Genomic DNA, 24,249 nt, shown 5'->3' with positions numbered 1-24,249 from the left:
ATGCAGGTAGGGGTTTTGTCTTTGGGACTACCCAAAATTATTGCAGCTGAATAGATGGTTTGATCTGTAAGGTCATGCCTACCATCTGAATCGTAGAATCCTACCGACTTATCAGAAACGCCCGACTGTATCCGGTTAACGAAAGCCGGCTCTACTGGCTTCCTTCTAAACGATCAAAAGAGGGAAGGCATCATGGCCGCATTCAGCCCGGCACGCATTGCCGTCATCCAGTTCGCGCCTCAGGTGGGGCTTGAACATTGCGCTGGTAACCTCGCCAAGAGCGTGGCATTGGCACGCAGCGCCGCGCGTGCTGGAGCCAACCTCATCGTGCTGCCCGAACTCACCAACACGGGCTACACCTTTGTGTCGCGGGCAGAGGCCTTTGCTCATGCCGAAACACTTGAGCACGGCTCTAGCGTGCAGGCCTGGGCAGACCTTGCCGAGCAATACCAGGTCTACTTGGCTGCCGGATTCGTCGAACAGGATGGATTGAAACTGTATGACAGTGCGGTGCTGTTCGGCCCGAGCGGTTTGCTCGGGCATTACCGCAAGGCTCACTTAGGGGCCCAGGAAAACTTGTGGTGTGCCCCAGGTAACCTGGGCTTTCCAGTGTTTGACACATCGATAGGCCGCATAGGTCTGTTGATTGGCGGTGATATCTGGTTCCCGGAAGTGCCACGACTGCTGGCAGCCCAAGGGGCCGATCTGATCTGCAGCCTCAATAACTGGGTCTGGACACCACCACCGCTATTCGATCAGGCAGACCGGTGCATGGCCAACTACCTGACCATGACGGCCGCCCACGTCAACAATATCTTCATTGCCGCTGCCAATCGTATCGGTGACGAGCGAGGTAGGCGGTTTTTGGGATGTTCACTGATTGCCGGAACCAACGGCTGGCCTATTGGCGAAGTGGCCAGTGCACAAGAGCAGACCATCGTCTATGCCGATATAGACCTGAGCAGTGCTCGCTCGGCCCCCTGCAATACCTTGAATGACGCCCCCCGTGATCGGCGTACAGATCTTTATGATGTGACGCTCGGTTATCGCCTGCATGCGGCCCTGCCGCTAAGGAAGTGAGCACGCTATTCAGGCATACCCACATGATGCGTATGAAGCGCGCAGGCGCTCTGCAGGAGGTGTTTATGTTAGGGTGCACGCATACCCGACTGCCAGGACCCTACTGCATGTTTTTACCGCTTACAGAAAAAGAGCTCAATCGCCTTGAAGACATGTTGATCGTCTACGGCAATGACTACTCGGTCATCAATCTGGCAGAGCTCAACGGCTTCTTCACCGCCCTGGCTAGCTCACCCAATACCGTCCAGCCTATGGAATGGCTGCCAGCGGTAGCCGGCGGTCACGTTCCCAAGTTCAAGAAGCCTGCTGACGAAGAGGCCTATACGGCATTAATGTTGCGCTACGCCAGTCAGGTTGCCGAAGACCTGGAAGACGATGTTGATGGCTTCGAACCGCTTTTTGAGCAAGGCGAGGGCGATCAGGGTACCGAAGTCGTCATGGAGGAGTGGTGCTTTGGCTACATGCGCGGCACTCAAGTCGCTGGGTGGGCTGCCCTGCCTCCAGAACAGGATGCGCTGCTCAAGACTATCTCGCTACATGGGTTGGAAGATAACGTCGAGCTATTGGATCAGATGTCCGAACAGGATATCCAGCAGTGCGTGCCCCAAGTCATCGATGCCGTTCGCCAGCTCTATCGCTTCTATTCAAGGCAGCGGTAAGGCCATCGAAGACCGCGAATTTGATGAACTGAGCAAGTTGGGGTTTAAACAGCCATACGGTGCCACAGTCCCCACGTTGTATAGGCTCAGCACAGGCTCTACCTCCAATCACCTTCTGTCGCGGGCGCCACGCAGGCCCATTGTTTCGATCAGCGAAATTGAGGCTTGCTCCAGGCGCTGATTCTGCTTCTACGTCGATACATGCAGTATGGCTCCACCAGCGCTATGCCGGCGCTGACTAGGAGCCATGCCAATGTCCAACCCAATAAAGCTCTACAACTTCCCCAAGTCCGGTCACGCGCACCGCATCGAGCTCATGCTTTCCCTGCTTGCGTTGCCCACCGAACTGGTTTTCGTGGACCTGGCAGCAGGTGCGCACAAGCAACCCGAGTTCCTGGCCCTGAACCCTTTCGGTCAGGTGCCGGTGATCGATGACAACGGTACGGTGATCGCTGAGTCCAACGCCATCCTGGTGTACCTGGCCAAGAAATACGACAACGGTGCATGGCTGCCCGAAGATCCAGTGGCAGCGGCTGCTGTGCAAGGCTGGTTATCGGTAGCGGCCGGCCCGCTGGCCTTCGGTCCGGCCGCCGCGCGCCTGGTAACCGTATTCGGCGCGGCATTCAATACCGACGAGGTCGTTGCTCGCGCCCATGCGCTGCTCAAGGTGATCGATACCGAGTTGGCCGAAAGACCGTTCCTGGCAGGCCATACCCCAACCATCGCCGACATCGCCAACTACTCGTACATCGCCCACGCACCTGAAGGCAATGTGTCGCTGGAGCCCTACGCCAATGTGCGCGACTGGCTGATGCGAATCGAAGCGTTGCCCGGCTTCGTGGCCATGCCACGTACTCAGATCGGGCTGCAGAACAACGCCTGACACTTTGCCGCCCCGAGGACGTCGCCATGCAGCACACACTCGACCATCGCCCATCGCCTTGGCACCCAGGCGAGAAAACCCTGCAGGAAAAGGTGGGTGTTGCAGCGCGCATGGAGGCGGTGGGGCATAAGGTCATTCGCGACTACATGCCCGATCAGCACCGCACCTTCTACCACCAGCTGCCGTTCATTGTTGCCGCCAGCGTGGACTCGCAGGGCCGTCCATGGGCGACCCTACTGGAGGGGCCGGAAGGTTTCATCCGCTCGCCCCATCCACGTGAGCTGATAATCGATACCCAACCGCCAGCCGACGATCCGGCGACGCCAGGGCTGGCCGACGGACAGGCAGTCGGTCTGCTGGGTATCGAACTGCACACCCGTCGGCGCAATCGCCTCAACGGCCACATCCAACAGGCCACCCAGGGGCAGTTGCAGGTGACCGTGGCTCAGTCATTCGGCAACTGCCCGCAATACATCCAACGGCGCGACTACACCCGGGTTGCGCAACTGCTCCAAGGGCGCGCCGATTCCACAGCGCTGGATGCCGATGCCGTCAGCCTGATCCAGGCAGCCGATACCTTCTTCGTTGCCAGTTATGTCGAGCACGCCGACGGCCAGCGAGCGGTGGACGTCTCCCACCGTGGCGGACGACCCGGCTTCGTCAGGGTTGAAGGCAGCCTGCTGACCATCCCCGATTACGCCGGGAACCTGCACTTCAATACCCTGGGCAACCTGCTGGCAAACCCCCGGGCTGGGCTATTGTTCATCGACTTCAGCAACGGCAACGTGCTGCAACTGTATGGGCGTGCCGAGCTGGTGCTGGACAGCCCCGACACTTCCCTGTTCGAGGGTGCCGAGCGTCTATGGACGCTGGATGTCGAGCAGGTGGTATGGCGTCCGGGCGCAGTTGGCCTGCGTTGGGCATTCAAGGACTACGCGCCAACCACGTTGGCGACCGGCACCTGGCCCCGCCTGCTGCAACCTTCGCAACAGGCGCAATGGCAACCTTGGCGTGTGCTGCGGGTAGAGCAGGAAAGCGGCGATATCCGCTCGTTCTACCTTGAGCCACCTGGCGCTACCGCAGTGACGTTCGCGCCAGGGCAACATGTGCCCGTGCAAATCCCGCTGGACCCGCATAAGCCTCTGATCCGCACCTACAGCCTGTCCAGCGCACCCTCCGACGGCCATGTGCGTATCAGCGTCAAAGCCCAGGGGCCCGCTTCGCGATATTTGCATGAGCGCGTCGTGGCAGGCGATGTACTGCAGGTGCGCCCGCCCGTAGGCAGTTTCACGCTCGATTTGAACAGCACCCGGCCGCTGGTACTGATTGGCGCTGGCGTGGGTATCACGCCTTTGCTGGCCATGTTGCGCGAGCAGTTGAAGCAGGGGCAGGCGCGGGTCATTCATCTTTTCCAAGGTGCCCGTAGCTTGGCTGATCTGGCATTCCACAAGGAACTGGCCCACTTGCAACATTACGCCGCAGGGCTGCTGCACGTGTACCGCGCCCTGAGCCAACCCGAAGACCACGCCCAGCCAGGCCGTGATTATCAGTTTGCCGGCCGGCTGGGTATCGAGCACGTCAAAGCCACACTGACACTCGATGACTACGACTTCTACCTGTGTGGCCCAGGCAACTTCACCCAGGACTTCTACCAGGGGCTGCGTGGCCTGCATGTGCCGGACGCGCGGATTCATGCCGAAGCGTTCGGCCCGTCAAGCCTTCGCCGCCACCTCGACGCCGGCCAGCCGACGCTGCAGCAGCCGCCTGCTGCCAGCGAGCCAGTGGCGGTGCATTTTGCAGCATCAGCTAAGCAGGCACAGTGGTCACCCTCCAGCGGCACACTGCTGGAGCTGGCCGAAGCACATGGCCTGTCGCCGGAATTCAGTTGCCGGGGTGGAACCTGCGGCACCTGCAAAACGCGGTTGCTCAGTGGCCAGGTGCATTACCCTAACCTCCCGGCCGAAATGCCGGAGAGCGGGACCGCGCTGATCTGTTGTGCGGTGCCAGCAAACATGGATGAGCCGGGGCAGGCGCTGATGCTTGATATCTGATCGGCCAGAACAGGCAGCACCAGCGCCTCGAATCAACCATAATGCCCGCATTCCCGCCCCCAGGAGCCCGCATGGACCAGATCCACCTGATGAAGGTGTTCGTCGCCGTTGGCGAACTGGAAAGCTTCGCCGCCGCTGCCCGGCGCCTGGATATCTCCCCGGCGGCCGTCACCCGTGCTGTTGTCGCCCTGGAAGAACAACTCGGGGTGAAGTTGGCGCTGCGTACCACGCGCAGTGTGCGCCTGACCGAAGCCGGCGGCCGCTACCTGGAGGACACCCGGCACATTCTCGCCAGCATCCATGAGGCCAACGAAGCCGCTGCCGGCATCAACGCCACACCCAAGGGCGACCTGGCCGTTACTGCGCCCATCCTGTTTGGCAAGAAGTTCGTCATGCCGTGCATCGTCCGCTACCTGCAGCAGTACCCCGAGGTTGACGTCTCCGCCTACTTCCTCGACCGCATCGTGAACATGGTCGAAGAGGGCATGGATGTGGCCGTTCGTATCGGGCCCTTACCCGACTCCGGGCTCAAAGCACTGCGGGTGGGCAGGGTCCGACGCATGCTGTGCGCCTCTCCCGAATATCTGGCGCGTCATGGCGTGCCAAAGCACCCGTCCGACTTGGCGGAGCATGCAGTGATTGGTACCACCAACCTGTCGCCGCGAGCCGGCTGGCGTTTCGGAGTAATCGGTGAACCGACCTTGGTGCGCATGAAACCCCGCTTGACTGTGACCAGCAATGACGGCGCCATCGCTGCGGCCAGCTGCGGGTTGGGCATTGCTCGCCTGCTGTCGTATCAGGTCGCGGATGAACTGGCCAGCGGGCAGCTGCAGGTGGTTCTGGCCGATTACGAAGAGGCGCCTTGGCCAATCCATATATTGCACCGGGAGAGCAAGTACGGTTCAGCCAAGGTCCGGGCCTTCATTGACATGCTGGCGCAGGCGCTGAAGGCTCGACAGCTGGACTGATTTAACTGAGCAGGGTGAATGTAAAGCAACCTGGGTGGTTCGTGCTGCAGGTCCTTGTGCAGGTTGAGCTTGCCCACCACGACTGCTTGCCGGTACGCGGGCATACGTGCGGCAAGCCAGGGTCATGCGGCAGTGAATCGATTGTAGAGGTCGGCCCGCCTTCCAGATCGAGGTAGTCGGTAATGGGCTAGGCGGCTGGGGTGTGTGGGCCGGCGCGCTTGATGCTGTCTACATCGGTATCTTCGCCCAAGTCTCCCCAAGGGGCGGCGCGTTGTCCAAGTGACAGATGTTCACGTGAATCTCCTCAGCCCTTGCCCCTCTCGGGTGATCGCCTTGAGTCAGCAGCCCTTCAGGTGAACTGAATGAAGAAGAACCCGGCGTCATCGCCTTCCTTGCCACGGCGCGCCTGCATGTCCACGAACAGGTAGCCGTTACCTTCGCCAAACAGCCCACCATGTGGCGGACTGGCTTGGGCCACGTCGGCGTCTACCAGTTGCATCATGAACATGTAGCGCGGTGGTTCGTAGATCGGATCCTGCAGCCAGCAAGGGCGACCGCTGGGCTTGCTCAGGCCGATCCCGCTGTCTTCATCCTCATGCTCCTCGTCATGCTCCTCGTCGGTCATTTCTTCGAAATCGATGAACGCTCGCTCCAGCAGCAAGGGCGGGGTGCTGGGCTCCAGTGGATGGCTGGCGAGTTCATGCAGAATGACCCGGGCAAAGCCACCGCTGAGCACGCTCTGCAGTTCAGACTGCTGATTGACCGTATAGCGACGTTGAAGTGGGCGGTTGAAGCTACCATCCTGCTGTTGCGCGACTGCAAGAAAAACGGTGATAGCCATGCCTGGTGGGACGAACCGGGCCGGTTGGAATTGTTCGGTAAGGGTCATGATGGGAGTCATCAGCCCACCGGTTTGCGGGTTGGCCGGCCACAGGGAGAGATCCTTGAGCAAAGGCGCACCACCGATCTGGCCGTAGCCGTGATCTTGTTGGGACAACACGATTTTCTTCATGGCTAGTAACACCCTTTGCTTTTGGCGAACGATTTGGCGTAGCGTCGTGCCGTTCTGAGTTGCTGGATTGTGACATCCCCCTGGCTGACTAACGATTGGTAGATCGCCTTGGACATCAAGCGGATTTCAAGCTTGCCGCTTTTGAGCATCTGGTTAGGCTTGAGGCCCATTGCCTTGCGTAACCGGTTCTCTGCAGCATGCACCTGATCATGGTGCTTCGGCGTCAGGGCAATCGAAGGGTTGCCGCGCAACCTGCGGTTTTTCGGTGCAATACCGGCGTCCTGCAAGAACTTGTTACGCAGAATCTCATGAGCTTCAAGGCCATCGCCTCGGTGCGCCTTGGCACCATACCCCGCGGTCTCGCCTTCCTTCAATAGACCCCATGGGTCGATCCAAGTAAACGGGTTGGGCGCATACTCGTAAAGGTTCAAACCACCGGCCAGACCAATCGGGTCAGGCTGGGTAAAGCGGCCTATCTCCGGGTCGTAGAAGCGGAACAAGTTGTAGTGCAGGCCGGTTTCGCGGTCCAGGTACTGGCCTTGGAAGCGCAGGTTCTGTTTTTCCGGCAGACGGGTAGCCCGCTGTTCATCCCAGCTTGCGCCCCAGGTCAGGTAGCGCGCCGACCACACCTCCTCGCCAGCGTCGTCGGTCAACTGCTCCGGCAGGCCGTTGATGTCATTGTGGTAATGCAGTACCTGCTGGTGAGCACCCAGGCCATCCACCCGGGCCAGCGGCTCATGACCATCGTCCTCGTACAGGTACAACGCCTGCCGGCCATTGTGCTGCTCGCCGAGCAGGCGCAGGCCACTCCAGCTGAAGCGCGTGCGGCCGACCACCTGGCCGTCGAGCGTCGATTCGATCTTCTCGGTACGCCGGCCCATCGGGTCGTAGCGCATGTCGATGATGCGCTCCCGCCCGGGTTGCAAGTTGCGCACCTGGACCAGCCGGTGCTCGGCGTCGTAGCGAAAATGCTGCGTACCGCGGCGACGGCTGCGCTTTTCCACCAGGCGACCGAAGCCATCGTAGCGATAGCGCTTGTCCTCGAAAGTGAGCACGCGGTTGTGCCGGACCAGCCCGGCACCTGCTGCCCGCGGGTCGAGCAGGTTGCCGGCCGCGTCGTAGCGGAATGCTTCGCGCTGGCCGACAGGGCTGTCTTGGCGCCCCAGCACATAGCCGCAGCCATCATGCTGATAAGCCTGCAAATAGCCGGTGCCCGGATGCTGCACTTCGCGTACGGCCAGTTGGTCGGCCGCGTCGAATTGGTACCGCTGCTGGTCTGGCGCCGGCAGCTGGCGGGGTTGGGTTGCCGGGCGGCGCAGCAGGGTGCGCACGCGCCCGCCACGGTCATACTGGCGTTGAATCGCCAGGTTGCCCTGCAGGCGCAGCGTCTCCCGGTGTACGCGGTCTCGCTCGAAATCGCACACCACCTTGCCATCGAGGTTGATCTGGTGCAGGTGCCCGCTACCGTAGTACAGGCGGTTGATCCAACGGCCGTCGGGGACTCGCGTGCGGGTGACATTGCCGAGCGGGTCGTACTGATACTGCACGCGGCCCTGCGCGCTGTGTTCTTCGAGCAACTGGCCAAGTGCATCGAAGGCGAAGCCAAGTTCCTCGACCTGGCCATCCACGGCGGTACGGCGGACCGCAACCACGTTGTCCAGGGGGTCATTGCAGTAGTCGGTGCGCCCCTCATCGGTATGGCGGGTCAGCAGGCGACCGCCGGCGTCATACGCCATGCGATGAATGATGGGCGCCTCCTCGCTGCCCGGCGCAGGCATGAAGGTCACCTGGACAAGGTTGTCCAGTAGGTCGTACTGGTAGCGCCGCAAGCCGCCGTCCAGGTCGCGTTCGGCGATCAGCCGGTCGCCTGCATCCCATTCGAAACCGTATGCTTCACCATTTTCGTTGTACAGCGCGAGCAGGCGCCCATGGTTATCGTACTGGTAGCGCACCTGTCGGCCGAGCGCATCGGTGCGTAGTTCCAGCTGTCCGCGGCGGTTACGCCAGTATTGGGTAACGTGACCTGCTGTGTCGATGTGCTGTGCCAACAAGCCGCTGGCATCCAGGACAAACGCTTCGCTGCGGCCATCGGGCAAGGTCACGCTGCGCAAGCGACCCTTGCTGTCATGCTGGTAGCCGGTGCGCTCGCCCTGGGCGTCGGTGATCGATTGCAGGTGGCCCAATGTATCGTAGGCGAAGCGGGTCAGATAGCCGGAGCAGTCCCGCTGTTCGACCAGCAGTCCTTGCTCGTTCCAGCGCAGGTGGCGGCTGGAACCATTGGCATCGATGATTTCGACAGGGTTTCCCTGGCTGTCGTGGCGATACCGTGTGTGCTGGCCCAGCGGGTCGGTTTCGCGCGTGCAGTTGCCACGTTGGTCGTAGGCGAATGTCCAGCGGTGGCCGGCCTGGTCGGTCTGGCTGCGAGGCAGCGACCAATGCTCGAGCCACTCGCTCGACTCGCTACGCCCCAGCGGGTCGACCGTTTCGGCAAGATTGCCCGACTCATCGTAGAAAAATTGCCAGCGTCCATCCAGGGGATCGCTTGCCTCGAGCAACTGGCGCTCGTCGTTCCATTCGAAGCGCCAGGTCCGCTTGAGTGCATCGGTGTAGGCGGTGATCTGATACTGCGGGTTCCAGTGGCGCACGGCGACGCGGCCAAGACTGTCGGTCACCCGCGTGATGCCAGCGGCCACATCGTATTCGAAGGCGTAGCTGTCGCCGCCGTTGGTCCAGTGTCGTACTACCCGCCAACCGTCCTCATGCTGCGCCCATTCGTAATTGCAACACAGACCGCCCCCAGTACGGTGTTCGATCATGCGTCGGGCGGCGTCGTAAGCAAAGCTGCGCAGCGGCTGGCTTGCGCCATCCAGCACCTGAGCCAGGTCACCGTTGGCGTCATAGCCATAGCTGGCCAAGCGTTGCGATTCGCCGCTCGCCGCGTGGAAGTCGACGTGGCTCACACGCTGTGGCCATTGCTGGCTGTAGCCGAGCCGGACACGCACCTGGTCGAAGGTATCGCGCAACTGGCAAAGACGGCCTTGGTCGTCGTAATCCAGGTAGATCCGGTTGTCGTTGCGATCACCGATCTGGCTCAGGCGCAGTCGGTCAGGCCGCCCCGGGGTCGGCTGGAACAACCGGTACTCGCCTTCGCGGCTTTCGGTCAGCAGCTCGCCGTTGTGCGCCCGGCGTACGCTCAGCCCTTCACCGACGCTGAACACCGCATCACCCAAGGTGATGATGCCCATATCCACCCGGCGGGCCTGCTCGTCGACCAGCACCAGGTGATCGTCTTCGCCAACCTCTACCGAAACTTCGTAAGGCAGGCTCCAGCCCGCGCCGAACAAGCCATCGATCCGCTCGTCGTGGCTGTTGTAGAAGCGTTGCCAGGCGATCGGCAGGGTGGCCTGCACGGTGAAGTCGAGGTCTTCATCGCCACACAGGACCTTGCCGCCGGTCGCCGCATGTACCGGGTTGGGCGAACCGGCCATGGCCTGGGTGAGGGCACCGGTCACCTGCCCGGTCACGACGCTGCTCACCCCGCCCACCAGCATGCAGCCGAACTTGCTGTAGAACTTGCCGCCACGCCCGCGCAGCAGCATCAGCGCGGTCACCGCCAGGCCGATGCCCGGCGTCTTGCCGCTGCGTATCTCGCGCACTACGATCGGCTCTCCACCGATGCGCACGTTGCTCGATATCAGGCCACCTTCGACGATCACCGCTTCGCAGGTGCTGCGGTCACCGCTGCGGCAGGCCGGGTGGCCATTGATCAGTACCTTGCTTGACCCTTCGGCCAGATATTGCGGTGGCATGGGCGGGTGCTTGCTGCACAGTACTTTGTCGTCCGGGGCTGGCAGAGTATTGGCGGCTGGCGTGGCCACGGTCGGCCGCCACATCTGCGAGAAGAAGCCCTTGGCCATGTCCAGAAAGCTTTCTTCCTTCGCCTCGCCAGCCTCGGCGCCGGCCGGCTCCAGCGGTGCCGGCGGGCCGGTGACGATGCCGGCAGCACGTGCCGCGCGCATGCCGTTGGTGCGAGTGTTCGGCGAGCCACTGATGATGGTGGCCTGCACCGACGGCGGGAACAGGAAATTTCCGATACCCTCGCATAATCGGCTCAGGCCGGTATCGGCGCCGGTCTTGGCCATGACCACACCGACCACCAGGCCGACCACCGCACCCAGCACGAAGCAGCCCAGGCCACCGGTGGCCACGGTCAGGCCGAACGCCGCCGCCACGGCGGCAGTGGCCAGGGCACCGATGGCCACGGTGGCAGCGATTTCCAGTACACCGCCGACGATGTCTGCCAGCATCGAGGTGTGCATCAGCGCGTCGCCTTCGCGGGCGGCCCACAGGGCGTCGGACATGGTGCGCGATCAGCCCAGGTTGTCGAAATCGAGCGACTGCTTGATGGTTGCCCAGTGCGCCGCGTCTGCTGCGCCCAGCGGGCTGGCCTTGACGTAACTCAGGGCAAACATCTTGCGCGTGCCGGGCAGCACCAGGGCCAGCTGGTACTGGTGGACCTTTTCCTGGCCCTTGCTAAATTGGCTGCTCAGCTCGATGGCGGCGATCGCCTGGGCGGCACCCACCTGCACGGCCTGGGCCGGTTGCATGCGCAAGTCCTTGACCTGTTGTTGCAGGCGCTGCAGCTGGCCATCGAAATTGCTCTGCAAGGTCTCGCCTTCGGCCAGCTGGCTTCGGCTGATGATCAGCGAGGTGGCCAGCGCCTCGAAGCGCAGGATGTTGATGCTGCTGTCCTGCACGGCGGCATCGGGCAGGGTCAGGCGGAATTCGTTGATGCGATAACTCATAGCTGGTCTCGTTACTGGTCAGAGCCGGAGAAGATCGCCTTCACCGAACTATCGATGGTCTGTTTCACGCCCTGGTTGTCAGGCGCGGTCTGCGCACCGCTGCCGACGTTGAGGTCGAGGGTGCCGTCGGTATTGATCTCGCCGTTCTGACTGGCATGGAAGCTGAACTGCGCGCAGCTGATGTTGATCTGGCCGCTGGCGTTCAGCTCGATCACGCTCTTGCCGCACACTAGGCGCAGGTTTTCACCCACTTCGATCAGGTAGCTGGTGCTGACGCTGTCAGTCTTGCTAGCGCCGACCAGCAGCATGTCGTCGCGGCGCACGGCGCGGATGCGGTCCTGGCCGATGGTGATGGTTTCCAGCATGCCGACCGTCTGGGTGCGGTTGATGCCGACCGCCAGCGTCTCGCACTGCTCGACCACGGTGTCCATGTTGCGCTCGGCATGCACGTACAGCTGCTCGGCGCCCTTTTTGTCCTCCATGCGGATTTCATTGAAATTGGCCGGGCTGCCCCCCTTGCTCGAACGGCTCTTCATGCCGCTTTGCGTGGCATTGGCGGGCAAGTCGTAAGGCACGCTCTGCTCGGCGTTGTATACGCGGCCGGTGATGATCGGCCGGTCAGGGTCGCCTTCGAGGAAGCTGACGATCACCTCCTGGCCGATCCGCGGGATCTGCATCGAACCCCAGTTCTTGCCGGCCCAGGCCTGCGATACGCGGATCCAGCACGAGCTGTTCTCGTTGGACTGGTCGTGGCGGTCCCAGTGGAAGTGCACCTTCACCCGGCCATACTGGTCGGTCCAGATCTCCTCGCCAGCGGGGCCGACCACCACGGCGGTCTGCGGGCCCTTGACGATCGGCCGCACGGTGCTGCCCTGCGGGCGGAAACTCTGCTGGGCGTCGATGCAGCTGAGGTTGCTCTCGAACTGCGCGGCGCCGCTGCCGGTGCCGCTTTCCAGGCGCTCCTGGTGCACGTAGTAGCGTGCGCCGACGATCAGGTATTCGCGGTTCTGGTCCTGGCGGGTGAAACCGCTGAGGCTGAACAGGTGGCCGCTGCCCAGGCCGCGGGCATTGCCGCGCAGCTCGACCCGCTCGTGCAGGCTTTGCAGCGATTCCAGGCGCGTACGCGCGTAATGCTCGCCGTCCTGGCTTTGCTGGTAGGCGCCGGGGTAGTCGTATAGCGGGTAATCCCCGGCCTGGTGCGGGCGGGGCATGGCCGAGCGCACATCGATGCGTGCGCTGGGGCGCTGGAAGTCATAGTCGTTGAGTTCCAGCGAACCAGGCTGGACTTCCTGGGCCAGGTGCCAGTCGTTGATGTGGTCGCGCTCGCGATGCTGCCCGTCCGGCGGGTAGTAGGGCACGCTTTCGTAGCCCGGCACCTGCGGATGCGCGCCGTAGGCATCGGCCAGCACTAGCACGTGGCGCTGCGCTTCATGGCGGAAGAAGTAGTAGATGCCTTCATCTTCCATCAGCCGGCTGACGAAATCGAAGCTGGTCTCGCGGTACTGCACGCAGTACTCGCGCTCGCAGTAGCTGCGGCTCAAGGCATCCTCGAAATCGGAAAAGCCCAGGTCGCGGAACACCTGCTTGATGATTTGCGGTGCGCTCAGGTGCTGGAAAATGCGGCAGTCGCTGGTGCGGGTCAGCAGCCACAACCACGGCCGCAGGGTGACCCGGTAGCTGGCGAACTGGCCCTGATCGACCGCCTGGCTGCAGCGGGCGACGATGCCATGGAAGTAGCGAGAGGTGCCCAAGCCCTGTTGCACGCTCAGGCTCATCGGCTTGCCCAGCAGGGCGTTGAGGTCGATGGCCGGGTCGTCGCTGGTCAGCCGCAGCTCATAGTCGAACAGGCGGCCGAGCTCGTCGCTGCCGCCCATTTCTGCCAGGATCAGCTTGTCCGGCCCCAACGGGCTGTTGATCTGCGCCAGGCGCGTGAACTGCGTGAACAGCATGGTCGGTCCTGTCAGTCGGCTGCGCCGAAGTCATAGTGCAAGTCGTTGTCGCGACGGCTGATGCGTACGCTGGCCAGCGGCTTGCCTTCGAGCATGCGGGTGAGAAACTCGCGGCTCATGTCCGGCAGCAGGCCGTTGGTGAGGATGGCGTCGATCATGCGGCCACCGCTTTCGGTTTCGCTGCAGCGCGAAACGACCAGCTCGACCACACCGTCGTCGTAGGCGAAGCCTACCTTGTGCGTGCCTTCCACGCGCTTACGAACGCGCTCCAGCTGCAGACGGGTGATGGCCTTGAGCATGGCGTCGCTGAGCGGGTAGTAGGGGATGGTCACCAGTCGGCCGAGCAGCGCCGGCGGGAAGATCTCTAGCAGAGGCTGGCGCAGCTGGCTGGCTACCGTGTCCGGGTCGGGCAGAGCCTGCGGGTCGTTGCAGGTACGCGCGATCAGCTCGGTTCCAGCGTTGGTGGTAAGCAGGATCAGGGTATTGCGGAAGTCGATCTGGCGGCCTTCGCCGTCTTCCATCACGCCCTTGTCGAACACCTGGAAAAAGATCTCGTGCACGTCCGGGTGGGCCTTTTCTACCTCGTCCAACAGCACCACGCTGTACGGCCGGCGGCGCACCGCCTCGGTCAGCACGCCGCCCTCGCCATAGCCGACATAGCCGGGCGGGGCGCCCTTTAGGGTGGACACGGTGTGCGCTTCCTGGAACTCGCTCATGTTGATGGTGATCAGGTTCTGCTCACCGCCGTACAGCGCCTCGGCCAGGGCCAGTGCGGTCTCGGTCTTGCCCACGCCGGAGGTGCCGGCGAGCATGAACACGCCGATCGGCTTGTGCGGGTTGTCGAGGCCGGCGCGGGAGGTCTGGATGCGCTTGGCGATCATTTGCAGCGCGTGGTCCTGGCCGATGATGCGCTTGGCCAGCAGGCTGTCGAGGTTGAGCACGGTCTCGATCTCGTTGCGCGCCATGCGCCCCACCGGAATCCCGGTCCAGTCGGCCACCACCGAGGCGACGGCCTGGTAGTCCACGGTCGGCAGAATCAACGGGCTCTCGCCTTGCAGCGCGCTCAGGCGCTGTTGCAGGTCGGCCAGTGCTTCGCGCAGTTCGGAGTTTGCTGGCAACGCCGCGTCCTGGTCGACCACACCGGCCTGGTCGCGCAGCTGCGCGCGGGTGGCCAGCAACTGATCGACCAGGGCCTTTTCCTCGGCCCAGCGGCTTTCCAGGGTGGCTAGGCGTTGGCGCTCCTCGGCCAGCAAGCCGTCGGCCTGGGCCTGGCGCTGCCCGGTGGCCACGCCGATGGCGGCTTCGCGGGCGATGATCGCCTGTTCGACCTCCAGCGCCTCGATGCGCCGGCGGCTGTCATCGACCTCGGCCGGCACCGCGTGCAGGCTGATGGCCACGCGCGCGCAGGCGGTATCGAGCAGGCTCACCGACTTGTCCGGCAGTTGGCGCGCGGGGATGTAGCGGTGGGACAGCTTGACCGCGGCCTCGAGTGCCTCGTCGAGGATCTGCACCTGATGGTGCTGTTCCATGGTCGATGCCACTCCACGCATCATCAGCAGGGCCTTGGCTTCGCTCGGCTCAGCCACCTGCACCACCTGGAAGCGGCGGGTCAGGGCCGGGTCTTTCTCGATGTGTTTCTTGTATTCGGCCCAGGTGGTCGCCGCCACTGTGCGCAGGCTGCCACGGGCCAGGGCCGGCTTGAGCAGGTTGGCCGCATCGCCGGTGCCGGCTGCGCCCCCTGCACCGACCAGGGTGTGTGCTTCATCGATGAACAGGATGATCGGCTTGGGCGACGCCTGCACATCCTCGATCACCTGGCGCAGGCGCTGTTCGAATTCGCCTTTCATGCTGGCGCCGGCCTGCAGCAGGCCGACATCCAGGCTGCGCAGTTCTACGTCCTTGAGCGCCGGCGGCACATCGCCGGCGACGATGCGCAAGGCGAAGCCTTCCACCACGGCGGTTTTGCCGACACCGGCCTCGCCGGTAAGGATCGGGTTGTTCTGCCGGCGGCGCATGAGGATATCGACCAGCTGACGGATCTCTTCGTCGCGCCCGACGATAGGGTCAAGCTTGCCGCTGCGCGCCTGTTCGGTAAGGTCGACGGTAAAGCGCTTGAGCGCCTCCTGCTTGCCCATCGCCGCCGGCGCCACGGCGCCGCTGGCTTCGCCGGGCAGCGCAGCGCTGAAGCCGTCGGTGGCAGCCAGGTGGTTTTCCGGCGAGTCGCCCACGTACTCGCTGAAGCGTTCGCTCAGCGCCTCGACCTTCACTTTGCCGAATTCGCTGGACAGCCCCTGCAGGGCATGGCGCAGGCTCGGGGTCTTGAGGATGCCGACCAGCAGGTAGCCGGTGCGCACCTGGCTTTCGCCGAACATCAGGCTGCCGTATACCCAGCCGCGTTCGACGGCTTCTTCCACCTGCGAAGAGAGGTCGGTGATCGACGTCGAACCGCGCGGCAGGCGGTCCAGGGCATCGGTCAGGTCACGGGCCAGGCGCGCCGGCTCGATATCGCACTGGCGTACGATGCGGTGCAGGTCGCTGTCCTGCAGTTGCAGCAATTGGTGCAGCCAGTGCACCAGCTCGACATAGGGGTTGCCCCGCAGTTTGCAAAATACCGTGGCGGCCTCGATGGCCTTGTAGGCGACGCTGTTGAGTTTGCCGAACAGCGCGGCGCGGCTGATTTCACCCATGGTCCTGGTTCCTTGTGTGGTGGGCGGCGGCCGGCTGGTCGGCGTAGTACCGGGCCAGCTTCAGGTCGCGTGCATCGTGCAGAGGGCGGCCGAGCCAGGTGTCGAAACCCAGGCGTTGGCCGGCATTGAGTTGCAGCGCAGGCACCTGGTCCTGCGCAAGGATCAGGTTCAGGTCCCAGTCCAGCTCCTGGCCCAGGTACTCGGCGACCCAGGACGCCAGTTCGACGAAAGCCTGCCCGCCGGGCAGCAGGGCGTGGTACTGGTCGAGGCTGAGTGGGCCCAGGCACAGGCGGAACTTGTGCTGGCGGTCCCAGACGTAGCGGCCCAGACACAGGTCCACGCCCAGGCGGTTGGCGCGCACGCCGAGCTGGCTGCGTTCGGGCAGTTCTAGCCATTGGCCGACGTATTCTTCCAGCGTCACCGGCACGCCAAAATAGCCGCCAAGTATGCTGCGCAGGCCATCCGGGTAGCGGGTTTGCGCGCTCAGGTGGCCCGACCAGTGCAGTTTGCCGGTGTCGGCCAGCGCGCCCTGACCTTGCAGTTCGGGCTGGCCACGGCCACTCAGCGCCGCCAGGCGCGCGGCCCAGTAGTCGTCACCCGGGCGGTCGTGGCTGACCGTCGGGCGCGCTTCGGCCCAGGCTCGGTAGAACAGGCTCAGCAGGCGGTGATGGAAGACGTCCAGGAACGCCTTGCTGGTCGCGTCGCCGTGGTTGCGCTGGCGCTCGCGCATGTATTCGGTGAGGTGCAGTGGCAGCGGGCCATTGGGGCCACCCAGGCCGAAGAAGAACTGCTCCAGGCGCGCCGGCTGGTCGCCGTCGGCACTGACCGCAGCCAGGGTCGCCGGGGCGAACCCGCAGTCCAAGCGCTGGCCCAGGCGCACCGGCTCGTCGGCCAGGCGCAGGGAATGGCCGAAGCGTGGCAGCTCGGGGTGCTGCGCCTCGAGGCGGCGCAGCGCCTGGAAGAAATCGTACGCCCAGGGCTGCGCCTGCATGGCCTGCAAGGTATTCATAACGTCGGCCTGCGCCCGGGTTTAGCGGCCCAGCGCATGATCTCGCCACGTTCGCTGGTGCGCAGTACAGTTTCGGTGAAGCTGTTGATCGACACATAGCGGGTCAGGAAACGTTCGAACACCGCACCCAGCAGGAACACGCCGGTGCCGCGGAAGGCGTTCTCATCGAAGGTCAGGGTAATTTCCAGGCCACGCCCGAACACGATTGGCCCCGGCATCGGCAGGCGCCGCGTGCAGGGCTTGCTGCTGACCTCGCGCAGGCCGTCGATCTGCAGGTTCAGGGCGCTGTCCTGCGGGTCGCCGTACAGGCGCAGCAGTTCGCGCAGGGCAGCGGCGCCCTGGCCGTGTTCGGCCAGCGACAGGTAGTTCAGCGACAGCTGGCTGATCAGGCGCCAGGCGCGGTTGTCGTGGGCATGGCTGGCTTTGGGCCTGCCCGGGCCGGCCAGGCAGCGGATGCCGGCCACCGGCGCGCTGTCGGCCAGGCTGAAGTCGCTGCGGCCATCGCCCACGTTCATGAACAGCGGCAGGTCACGGTTGCTGCACAGGGCGCTGATACCCAGCTGGCGCAGGTCGTGGCGGTACGGCGCCTGCTGGCCGTCAACCAGGCTGATGAACGTCTCGCTCCCCATGTAGCTGGAGCGGGTACCGTTGCGGCGCTGGTCACTGGACAACACCCGTGGCTCGCGGCGCACGATGTAGTAGGCCTGGTCGCGGCCATAGCGCGACGGGTCGCGCACGGCGTAGAACGGCAGGAATTCCTGGTCCGGGCCGGTGCCGTAGCCGGTGACCCGCTGCAGCGAGTGAATCTCGAAATCGGTGGGCCGGGTGCGGTCGGCGATCACGTGGTGCTCATGCACCCGATCGGTCAGGTGCAGGCGGTCGACCCGGCGCGGGAACAGGTTGATCGCCGGGGTGCAGAACGGCACGAACTGGCTGGCGCCGACGCTGCTTTCCAGGCTCTGGTCGAAACGCTCGAACAACACCAGCACTTCCAGCGTCTGGCCGCTGCAGCGCTGCACCGCCCGTTCCAGCCCGGCGATATTGACGAACAGAAAGCGCTGCGGCAGGGCGAAATATTCCTGCAATAGGCGGTAGCCCTGGAACGCCTGCGGCACCACCGGCAATGCTGCCTCGCGGTCATCGAAGCCACACGGGCGCAGCGCCTGCTCGACGGGAATACGCTCCACCCAGTCTGCGCCGGGTTGGCGGACGAACACCGCGCAAGCGCTGCCCAGCAGTTGCTCGTAGAGGCGGAACGGGGTTTCGTCGGCGCCGTTGAGGTACAGCGGTAGATGGCTGAGCGGCAGGCTGGCGAACGGCACCTCGGCGCCAGTGCGCAAGGTCAGGCGCAGGCCGGCGCGGGCCTGCGGCACGCTGCCGGCTAGGCGCCCGAGCACCGCACCGGGGTTGCCGAAGTACTCGGCGGCGGCCACCTGCAACGGCCACAAGGTAACGTCCTGGGTGCTGCGGAACTCGCACGGGGTCTGCGAGTTGCGCCCCAGGTTGGCGCGCAGCACACTGTCACGCGGCAGGCGGAAACCGCTGGCCAGCGAACCCTCGTCGGGGTCGGTCTGCAGTTGCACCACGGTCATCGATGGGGTCGGCGCCAGGTAGTGTGGGTAGGCGATTTCCAGCAGGTTGTGGGTGAAAGTCGGGTACTCGGCGTCGAGCTTGAGCTGCACCCGGGCGGTGAGGTAGGCGAAGCCTTCGAGCAGGCGCTCGACATACGGGTCGGCGCACTCGATGCCGGACAACGTCAGGCGCCCGGCAATTTTCGGGTATTCCCTGGCGAACTCCGCGGCACTCTCGCGAATGTGCTGCAACTCCTGGTTGTACAGCTCGAGCATGCGCGGGTTCATGCACGCCTCCGGCGTTCGGCGGGGGCCACACGCACATGCCCGGACTCAAGGTCGATGTCGGTCTGCAGCAGCAACGGCAGCGCCGCTGGCTGGGCCCACAGGTCGCCTTCGATCTCGAAGCTCAAGGCGTTGGCGTTCATCTCGCCGGGCGCGGCCTGGGCCCGCACCTTGAGGGTGTGGGGGAGAATGCGTGGCTCGTAGGTGGCGATGGCCTGGTGGATGATGCGTTCCAGGGCGGCCAGGTCAATGTTCGAGGCGCTGTTGCCGGCCAGCGCCGGTAGCCCATAGTTGACCACCGAGGCCCCGGCCGGGGTGTCCAGGGTGGTGACGCTGTCGAGCAGCGAAGTGGTGTTGAGCAACCAGGCGAGGTCGCGCAGCACAGAGGCCTTGAGCTGGTGCAGGCTGAGCACGCGCTTGTCCGGGGCTTCCTGCGGGTTGCCCGGGTTGTCGTCGGTCAGGCGGTCCAGCAGCGACGGCTGCAGGCGGTCGCGGGCGGCGATCTCGGCTACCACTCGAACAGCCCCACGAAGTTCTTCTGGTCCACAGGGCCACGCGAGCAACTGCCGCCACGGGCCAGGATGGAGGGCTCCAGGCGCGTGCCGAGCTGACGCACGGCCTGGAACTGGCTGTCGCAACGGCCAGGTTGCGCCGGGTCTGGCTGCACATGGCTGACAATGATGATCTGCGCCCCCTTGAATTGTTCGACGCGTGGCTTGCCGCTGTCGCGCCCTGGGCTGAGCTGGCAGGGCCAGGGCATGTCCAGTTGCAGCAGCGAGGCATCGGCTTTGCGCAGCGCGCAGCGGCCTTGGTGGTTAACCAGCGCAAGGGTGTGGCCGCCCAAGTTCACCTCAGGCGCCGCGCCCGACGGGGCAGCGGGCGCCTGGGCACACGCGTTCAAGGCGAATGCGAGCAGCAGCGCCGGCAGCAGGGTTGTGCATGCAGGTCTCATTTGAGCTCCCAGAACCAGACAGCCTTGGATCGGTGCGCCTGGTCGGCGAAATAGCCCGTGACCCGGCCTCGGTCCCACAGATCGATGTGGTCGCCGGTACGGTTGTCGAATGCCTGCCCGGCACGGGCGAAGCAATCCTTGAAGAAGATGATGCCGCGCTTCTCGCTGAGCTTGAGGCGGTCGTCGGCGCTGCCGCTCAGTTGTAGGGGTGCGCCGAGATGGTACTTCCACAACCAGTTGGCCAGCGACTCGGCGCCCCGGGCATGGCCATGAGCACAGCGCGGTTCGCTGTAGCTGCCGGCGTTCACCTTGATGGTGTGTTCGCCATTGAGCGCAATGCTCATGCGAATGGCGCACTGGTTGTCCCAGCCGCCGTCGCAAGGCGACGAGTCAGTCGGGTAGGCATTCCACAGGTTGATGAAAGAAGGCTTGGCCATGGGTTCACCGTAAGCGGGTGAGGTGAGGGAAGGGCGCCCACGCCAGCCAAGGCGGCGCGGACGCAGTCGGTCAGATCTTGACGTTGGAGCGGATGTTCCAGCCGTACTTGATCGGGCCGCCTTCCTTGCTGCCGTCGGCTTTCTGCGGCTGATAATCGACGGTGACCTTGGCGAAGTTCAGGGTCACGTTCTCGGTCAGGCGGTCGTCGCTGCCCGAGCCACCGGTGCTGAGCGAGCTGATGATGACTTCTTCAAGGTTGATGATCAGGTACTCGACCTGACTCTCGCCCCCGGCCTTGCGCACGGTCAGCTTGACCTTGTCGATGTGCTTGCCGCTGGAGCAGTGGGCCATCAGGTTGGGGCTGGACTTGTCGATGTACTTGGTGATCGACAGGTCCTGGATGTTGACCTTGCCCGAGCCGCCGCCGCTGCCCGTGTGCATGTTGCCGGACTGGGACATGCCCCAGCTCCAGTTGAGCACGTCGATTTCGTCCTTGTGGGCCTTGTCGTGGGACTCGCCCTTGATGTCGCCGATCTTGATGAAAATATCTACAGCCATGATGTCCTCGGTATTACGCGTCAGGTTGGCGGTTGGGTGCAGTTAGGGCTGTCAGACAGCCCGGGGGCGGTCAGGCCCCTTTGGCCGAAGGCAGCTTCGATACCAGGCGCAGCGACACGGTCAGCCCTTCGAGCTGGTAGTGGGGGCGCAAGTAGAAGCGCGAGTTGTAGTAACCCGGGTTGCCTTCGACGTCCTCGACCACGACCTCGGCCGCTGCCAGCGGGTGCTGGGCCTTGGTGGTCTCGGTGGAGTGCGCCGGGTCGCCGTCGACGTAGTTGAGGATCCAGTCCTGCAGCCAGCGCTGCATCTCGTCCTTTTCCTTGAACGAGCCGATCTTGTCGCGAACGATGCACTTGAGGTAGTGCGCGAAGCGGCAGGTGGCGAACAGATACGGCAGGCGCGCGGCCAGGTTGGCGTTGGCGGTGGCGTCCGGGTCGTCGTACTCTGCTGGCTTCTGCAGCGACTGGGCGCCGATGAAGGCCGCGAAGTCGGTGTTCTTCTTGTGCAGCAGCGGCATGAAACCGTTCTTCGCCAGCTCTGCTTCGCGGCGGTCGGAAATGGCGATTTCGGTCGGGCACTTCATGTCCACACCACCGTCGTCGGTGGGGAAGGTGTGCGCCGGCAGGCCCTGCACTTCGCCACCCGATTCCACGCCACGGATGCGCGAGCACCAGCCGTAGTGCTTGAACGAGCGGTTGATGTTCACAGCCATGGCATAGGCGGCGTTGGCCCATGTGTACTTGCTGCTGTCGGCGCCATCAGTGTCTTCTTCGAAGGCGAAGGCCTCGACCGGGTCTGTCTTGGCGCCGTATGGCAGGCGCGCCAGGAAGCGCGGCATGGTCAGGCCGATGTAGCGCGAATCTTCCGACTCACGCAGCGAGCGCCAGCCAGCATACTCCGGGGTGGTGAAGATCTTGGTCAGGTCGCGCGGGTTGCTCAGTTCCTGCCACGAGCCCATGCCCATCACGGTCGGCGAGGCGGCGGCGATGAACGGCGCGTGCATTGAGGCGCAGACTTTCGACATCTCTCCCAGCAGCTCGACGTCGGGTGGCGACTGGTCGAAGTAGTAGTCGCCGACCAGGCAGCCGTAAGGTTCGCCGCCGAACTGGCCGTACTCTTCTTCGTACAGCTTCTTGAAGATCGGACTCTGGTCCCAGGCGGTGCCCTTGAACTTCTTCAAGGTCTTGTGCAGGTCGGTCTTCGACACGTTGAGCACACGAATCTTCAGCTGCTCGTCGCTTTCGGTGTTGTTGACCAGGTAGTGCAGGCCGCGCCAGGCGCTTTCCAGCTGCTGGAAATCATCGTGGTGGATGATCTGGTTGACCTGGGCGGTGAGCTTGGCGTCGATGGCGGCAATGATCTGCTCGATCGAACCGATGGCGTCGTTGGACACCAGGCTGGTCTGCGCCAGGGCCTGCTCGGCCAAGGTACGCACGGCGCTTTCCACCGCTTCCTTGGCGCGCTCGGTCTTGGGTTTGAACTCCTGCAGCAGCAGGCTGGCGAATTCGCTCGGGTCCTGGGTGGCGCCGGCCGACTGGGCCTGGGCTTCGCGCAATGGATCGTTCATGGGCTGTCTCCTCAGGCCTTGGGCTCGTTGTCGACGGGTTTCGGCGCGCTGGCCAGTGCCTGTAGCAGGGCCGGGTCCTTGATGGCCTTGAGGATGATGTCCTCGGCACCGGTCTTGCCGTCCATGTAGGTCAGCAGGTTGGCCAGCTGGGTGCGCGCCTCGAGCAGCTGGTTGAGGGCATCGACCTTGCGTGCCACGGCGGCCGGGCTGAAGTCGTCCATGCTCTCGAAGGTAATGTCCAGGCTCAGGTTGCCTTCGCCGGTCAGCTCGTTGGGCACGTTGAAGGCCACGCGTGGCTTCATGGCCTTCAGGCGCGAATCGAAGTTGTCGACATCGATCTCCAGGAACTTGCGTTCGGCTACCGCAGGCAGCGGTTCGGCCGGCTTGCCGGCGAGGTCCGACAGCACGCCCATGACGAATGGCAGCTGGACTTTCTTCTCGGCGCCGTAGAGCTCGACGTCATATTCGATCTGCACCCTCGGCGCACGGTTGCGTGCGATGAATTTCTGGGAGCTGTCTTTCGCCACGTTGTTCCTCCTGGTCGCCGGTGCGGCGGCGCTGTTCGTTGCGGGCGTCGGTGTTGATGCGGGCCGAGGGCGTCAGTTGTCCTCGGTGCCGCGCAGGTTCTCGAATTGCGACCAGCCATCGGGGATCAGGTCGCGGACAATGGTTGCGAAATCGGCATTGACCAGCCGCTTCGCCCGGTGCAACAGCACCGGCAGCGGGCTGGAGGGCTCGTGGCGGGCGTAGTACTGCAACAGCCGGTCGAGGCTCTGCTGCACGTCCTCGCGGCTGTTTACTTCGCCCGGGCGGGCGGCAGGCCGGGCGCTGGGGCTGGCGGCGGCGGGCGGCGCTTGCTCGCGGGTGGTCACCGGTGCTTCGGTGGCGGCCAGGGCAGGGCCTGCCCCGGCCGGGGCGTAATCGGCGAGCACCTGCTGCACCTGGCGCAGCGGCTGGCGCAGAGCCGACAGGTCGACGCCACTGGCCGAGCCGACCTGGTCGTTGACCCGCTGTTCGATGACGTCCACCGCCTCGCGGGCCAGCTGCAGGGCGGCCTGGCACTGCAGCACCTGGTCTTCGTCGGCGTCACGCAGGGCGGCGGCCAGTTCTTCGGCGCTGAGCTGTTCGCTGGCAAAGTGCTGCACGCCGGCGGCATGCAATGCAGCGCGCAGGGTGACCGGGCCGAAGGCGCGCGAGCGCACCAGCACGGCGTCGCGCAGCAGGCCGATATTGGTGTCGCAGGTCAGGCCGGCCAGGGCGTTGACCCGTACCGTGGGGTCGTTGTCGTCGGCGGCGTCCAGCTGCGGGTGCAGGTAGAGCCAATACTCGGCAAGCAGGTCGCGGATCAGTTCCAGGCTGGTGGCCAGGCCCGGCAGGCCATGCAGGGCGAGGTTGGCCTGCAACAGAAAATGGGTGATGCGCAGGTCCTTGCTGCGTTGCAGCAAGCGGCTGCATGCCTGCTCGATGTCGCGCCACTGCGGCGGCTCGGCGGGCTGAACGGCATCGCCCATGACGCGCTCGGGGCGGCCCTGGGCATCACGCTCCAGTTGCAGAAACTCAGCGTCATATTCGAGGTCTTCGCCGCAGGGGAAGTCAGCAGAAACAGCGGCGAGCAACGGCGATGCGTACACCAGAATTCGATCTCCCTATCGGCCCTTGGTGAGGGCGTGTTCTTGTGCGAACTTGCAAATGTGAACTGGCGCACAAACTTTTTAACGCGTGTCGAAGTGGTATCACGATGATATTATTTTGGCACTTCGAAGTTGCGCATTTAT

General features: G+C 64.0%; 18 protein-coding genes and 2 pseudogenes. 5 read left to right on the top strand and 15 right to left on the bottom strand.

The window, feature by feature from the left end:
* Positions 1-192 precede the first annotated feature (192 nt).
* The 5 genes from ACF8GB_RS01240 to ACF8GB_RS01220 all read left to right on the top strand — a co-directional run bounded on the left by ACF8GB_RS01240 (position 193) and on the right by ACF8GB_RS01220 (position 5,641).
* A complete protein-coding gene (locus tag ACF8GB_RS01240) occupies positions 193-1,080 on the top strand; it encodes a nitrilase family protein (protein WP_197844563.1) in 888 nt (295 codons plus the stop codon).
* Between the two features lie 107 nt (positions 1,081-1,187).
* The gene (locus ACF8GB_RS01235; RefSeq protein WP_196142292.1) at positions 1,188-1,739 is read left to right on the top strand and encodes a UPF0149 family protein; all 552 of its coding nucleotides are present in this window, start codon (positions 1,188-1,190) and stop codon (positions 1,737-1,739) included.
* Between the two features lie 253 nt (positions 1,740-1,992).
* Positions 1,993-2,622 carry a glutathione S-transferase family protein gene (locus ACF8GB_RS01230; protein WP_392526449.1) on the top strand — a complete coding sequence of 210 codons (630 nt, stop codon included), beginning with the start codon at positions 1,993-1,995 and terminating at the stop codon, positions 2,620-2,622.
* A gap of 26 nt (positions 2,623-2,648) precedes the next feature.
* Positions 2,649-4,673: a pyridoxamine 5'-phosphate oxidase family protein gene (locus tag ACF8GB_RS01225; RefSeq protein WP_392526448.1), complete on the top strand. Its 2,025-nt coding sequence runs from the start codon at positions 2,649-2,651 to the stop codon at positions 4,671-4,673.
* 71 nt (positions 4,674-4,744) lie between these two features.
* Complete coding sequence (locus tag ACF8GB_RS01220; protein ID WP_078478119.1) at positions 4,745-5,641, top strand: LysR family transcriptional regulator; 897 nt, start codon at positions 4,745-4,747, stop codon at positions 5,639-5,641.
* A gap of 349 nt (positions 5,642-5,990) precedes the next feature.
* On the opposite strand, the gene ACF8GB_RS01215 is transcribed toward ACF8GB_RS01220, so the two are convergent.
* The 15 genes and pseudogenes from ACF8GB_RS01215 to tssA form a co-directional block, all read right to left on the bottom strand.
* On the bottom strand, positions 5,991-6,653 hold the full coding sequence (locus ACF8GB_RS01215; RefSeq protein ID WP_058638532.1) for a hypothetical protein: 663 nt from the start codon (positions 6,651-6,653) through the stop codon (positions 5,991-5,993).
* Between the two features lie 2 nt (positions 6,654-6,655).
* Positions 6,656-7,681, bottom strand: a pseudogene (locus tag ACF8GB_RS01210) (RHS repeat domain-containing protein); the annotation flags it as partial.
* A gap of 471 nt (positions 7,682-8,152) precedes the next feature.
* Positions 8,153-10,546: pseudogene (locus ACF8GB_RS01205) on the bottom strand (DUF6531 domain-containing protein); the annotation flags it as partial.
* A 477-nt stretch (positions 10,547-11,023) separates the two neighbouring features.
* Positions 11,024-11,458 (bottom strand): DcrB-related protein, encoded by a 435-nt coding sequence (locus tag ACF8GB_RS01200; protein WP_197844560.1) that lies wholly within the window; start codon positions 11,456-11,458, stop codon positions 11,024-11,026.
* A gap of 11 nt (positions 11,459-11,469) precedes the next feature.
* Positions 11,470-13,407: a type VI secretion system tip protein VgrG gene (locus tag ACF8GB_RS01195; RefSeq protein WP_392526447.1), complete on the bottom strand. Its 1,938-nt coding sequence runs from the start codon at positions 13,405-13,407 to the stop codon at positions 11,470-11,472.
* 11 nt (positions 13,408-13,418) lie between these two features.
* Positions 13,419-16,094 (bottom strand): type VI secretion system ATPase TssH, encoded by a 2,676-nt coding sequence (gene tssH / locus ACF8GB_RS01190; protein ID WP_182139749.1) that lies wholly within the window; start codon positions 16,092-16,094, stop codon positions 13,419-13,421.
* Positions 16,087-17,103: a type VI secretion system baseplate subunit TssG gene (gene tssG, locus ACF8GB_RS01185; protein WP_196186207.1), complete on the bottom strand. Its 1,017-nt coding sequence runs from the start codon at positions 17,101-17,103 to the stop codon at positions 16,087-16,089. The genes tssH and tssG overlap by 8 nt, the downstream gene beginning before the upstream one ends.
* Complete coding sequence (tssF, locus tag ACF8GB_RS01180) at positions 17,100-18,962, bottom strand: type VI secretion system baseplate subunit TssF (RefSeq protein WP_196186208.1); 1,863 nt, start codon at positions 18,960-18,962, stop codon at positions 17,100-17,102. The genes tssG and tssF overlap by 4 nt, the downstream gene beginning before the upstream one ends.
* A complete protein-coding gene (tssE, locus tag ACF8GB_RS01175) occupies positions 18,959-19,474 on the bottom strand; it encodes a type VI secretion system baseplate subunit TssE (RefSeq protein WP_196127457.1) in 516 nt (171 codons plus the stop codon). Before tssE ends, tssF begins: the two co-directional genes overlap by 4 nt.
* Positions 19,468-19,911 (bottom strand): hypothetical protein, encoded by a 444-nt coding sequence (locus ACF8GB_RS01170; protein WP_182139752.1) that lies wholly within the window; start codon positions 19,909-19,911, stop codon positions 19,468-19,470. The genes tssE and ACF8GB_RS01170 overlap by 7 nt, the downstream gene beginning before the upstream one ends.
* Positions 19,908-20,348: a type VI secretion system amidase effector protein Tae4 gene (locus ACF8GB_RS01165; protein WP_058638526.1), complete on the bottom strand. Its 441-nt coding sequence runs from the start codon at positions 20,346-20,348 to the stop codon at positions 19,908-19,910. Before ACF8GB_RS01165 ends, ACF8GB_RS01170 begins: the two co-directional genes overlap by 4 nt.
* A gap of 70 nt (positions 20,349-20,418) precedes the next feature.
* On the bottom strand, positions 20,419-20,907 hold the full coding sequence (locus ACF8GB_RS01160) for a type VI secretion system tube protein Hcp (protein WP_058638525.1): 489 nt from the start codon (positions 20,905-20,907) through the stop codon (positions 20,419-20,421).
* A 70-nt stretch (positions 20,908-20,977) separates the two neighbouring features.
* Entirely contained in the window at positions 20,978-22,474 is a 1,497-nt protein-coding gene (tssC, locus tag ACF8GB_RS01155; protein WP_182139753.1) for a type VI secretion system contractile sheath large subunit, read from the bottom strand.
* 11 nt (positions 22,475-22,485) lie between these two features.
* Entirely contained in the window at positions 22,486-23,001 is a 516-nt protein-coding gene (gene tssB, locus ACF8GB_RS01150) for a type VI secretion system contractile sheath small subunit (protein ID WP_025340314.1), read from the bottom strand.
* Between the two features lie 72 nt (positions 23,002-23,073).
* The gene (gene tssA / locus ACF8GB_RS01145; RefSeq protein WP_182139754.1) at positions 23,074-24,105 is read right to left on the bottom strand and encodes a type VI secretion system protein TssA; all 1,032 of its coding nucleotides are present in this window, start codon (positions 24,103-24,105) and stop codon (positions 23,074-23,076) included.
* Between the last annotated feature and the right edge of the window lie 144 nt (positions 24,106-24,249).

This window comes from Pseudomonas sp. xss_4, from assembly GCF_043104125.1.
Lineage (GTDB): Bacteria > Pseudomonadota > Gammaproteobacteria > Pseudomonadales > Pseudomonadaceae > Aquipseudomonas > Aquipseudomonas parafulva_B.
This window is presented reverse-complemented; position numbering and strand designations above follow the sequence as displayed.

Excerpts from the sequence above, each read along its gene's own strand:
- ACF8GB_RS01195 (WP_392526447.1), bottom strand. The coding sequence starts at position 13,407 with ATGCTGTTCACGCAGTTCACGCGCCTGGCGCAGATCAACAGCCCGTTG.
- tssF (WP_196186208.1), bottom strand. The coding sequence starts at position 18,962 with ATGAACCCGCGCATGCTCGAGCTGTACAACCAGGAGTTGCAGCACATT.
- ACF8GB_RS01240 (WP_197844563.1), top strand. The coding sequence starts at position 193 with ATGGCCGCATTCAGCCCGGCACGCATTGCCGTCATCCAGTTCGCGCCT.
- tssG (WP_196186207.1), bottom strand. The coding sequence starts at position 17,103 with ATGAATACCTTGCAGGCCATGCAGGCGCAGCCCTGGGCGTACGATTTC.
- ACF8GB_RS01200 (WP_197844560.1), bottom strand. The coding sequence starts at position 11,458 with ATGAGTTATCGCATCAACGAATTCCGCCTGACCCTGCCCGATGCCGCC.
- ACF8GB_RS01215 (WP_058638532.1), bottom strand. The coding sequence starts at position 6,653 with ATGAAGAAAATCGTGTTGTCCCAACAAGATCACGGCTACGGCCAGATC.
- ACF8GB_RS01160 (WP_058638525.1), bottom strand. The coding sequence starts at position 20,907 with ATGGCTGTAGATATTTTCATCAAGATCGGCGACATCAAGGGCGAGTCC.
- ACF8GB_RS01235 (WP_196142292.1), top strand. The coding sequence starts at position 1,188 with ATGTTTTTACCGCTTACAGAAAAAGAGCTCAATCGCCTTGAAGACATG.
- ACF8GB_RS01220 (WP_078478119.1), top strand. The coding sequence starts at position 4,745 with ATGGACCAGATCCACCTGATGAAGGTGTTCGTCGCCGTTGGCGAACTG.
- tssH (WP_182139749.1), bottom strand. The coding sequence starts at position 16,094 with ATGGGTGAAATCAGCCGCGCCGCGCTGTTCGGCAAACTCAACAGCGTC.
- ACF8GB_RS01225 (WP_392526448.1), top strand. The coding sequence starts at position 2,649 with ATGCAGCACACACTCGACCATCGCCCATCGCCTTGGCACCCAGGCGAG.
- tssC (WP_182139753.1), bottom strand. The coding sequence starts at position 22,474 with ATGAACGATCCATTGCGCGAAGCCCAGGCCCAGTCGGCCGGCGCCACC.
- ACF8GB_RS01230 (WP_392526449.1), top strand. The coding sequence starts at position 1,993 with ATGTCCAACCCAATAAAGCTCTACAACTTCCCCAAGTCCGGTCACGCG.
- ACF8GB_RS01170 (WP_182139752.1), bottom strand. The coding sequence starts at position 19,911 with ATGAGACCTGCATGCACAACCCTGCTGCCGGCGCTGCTGCTCGCATTC.
- ACF8GB_RS01165 (WP_058638526.1), bottom strand. The coding sequence starts at position 20,348 with ATGGCCAAGCCTTCTTTCATCAACCTGTGGAATGCCTACCCGACTGAC.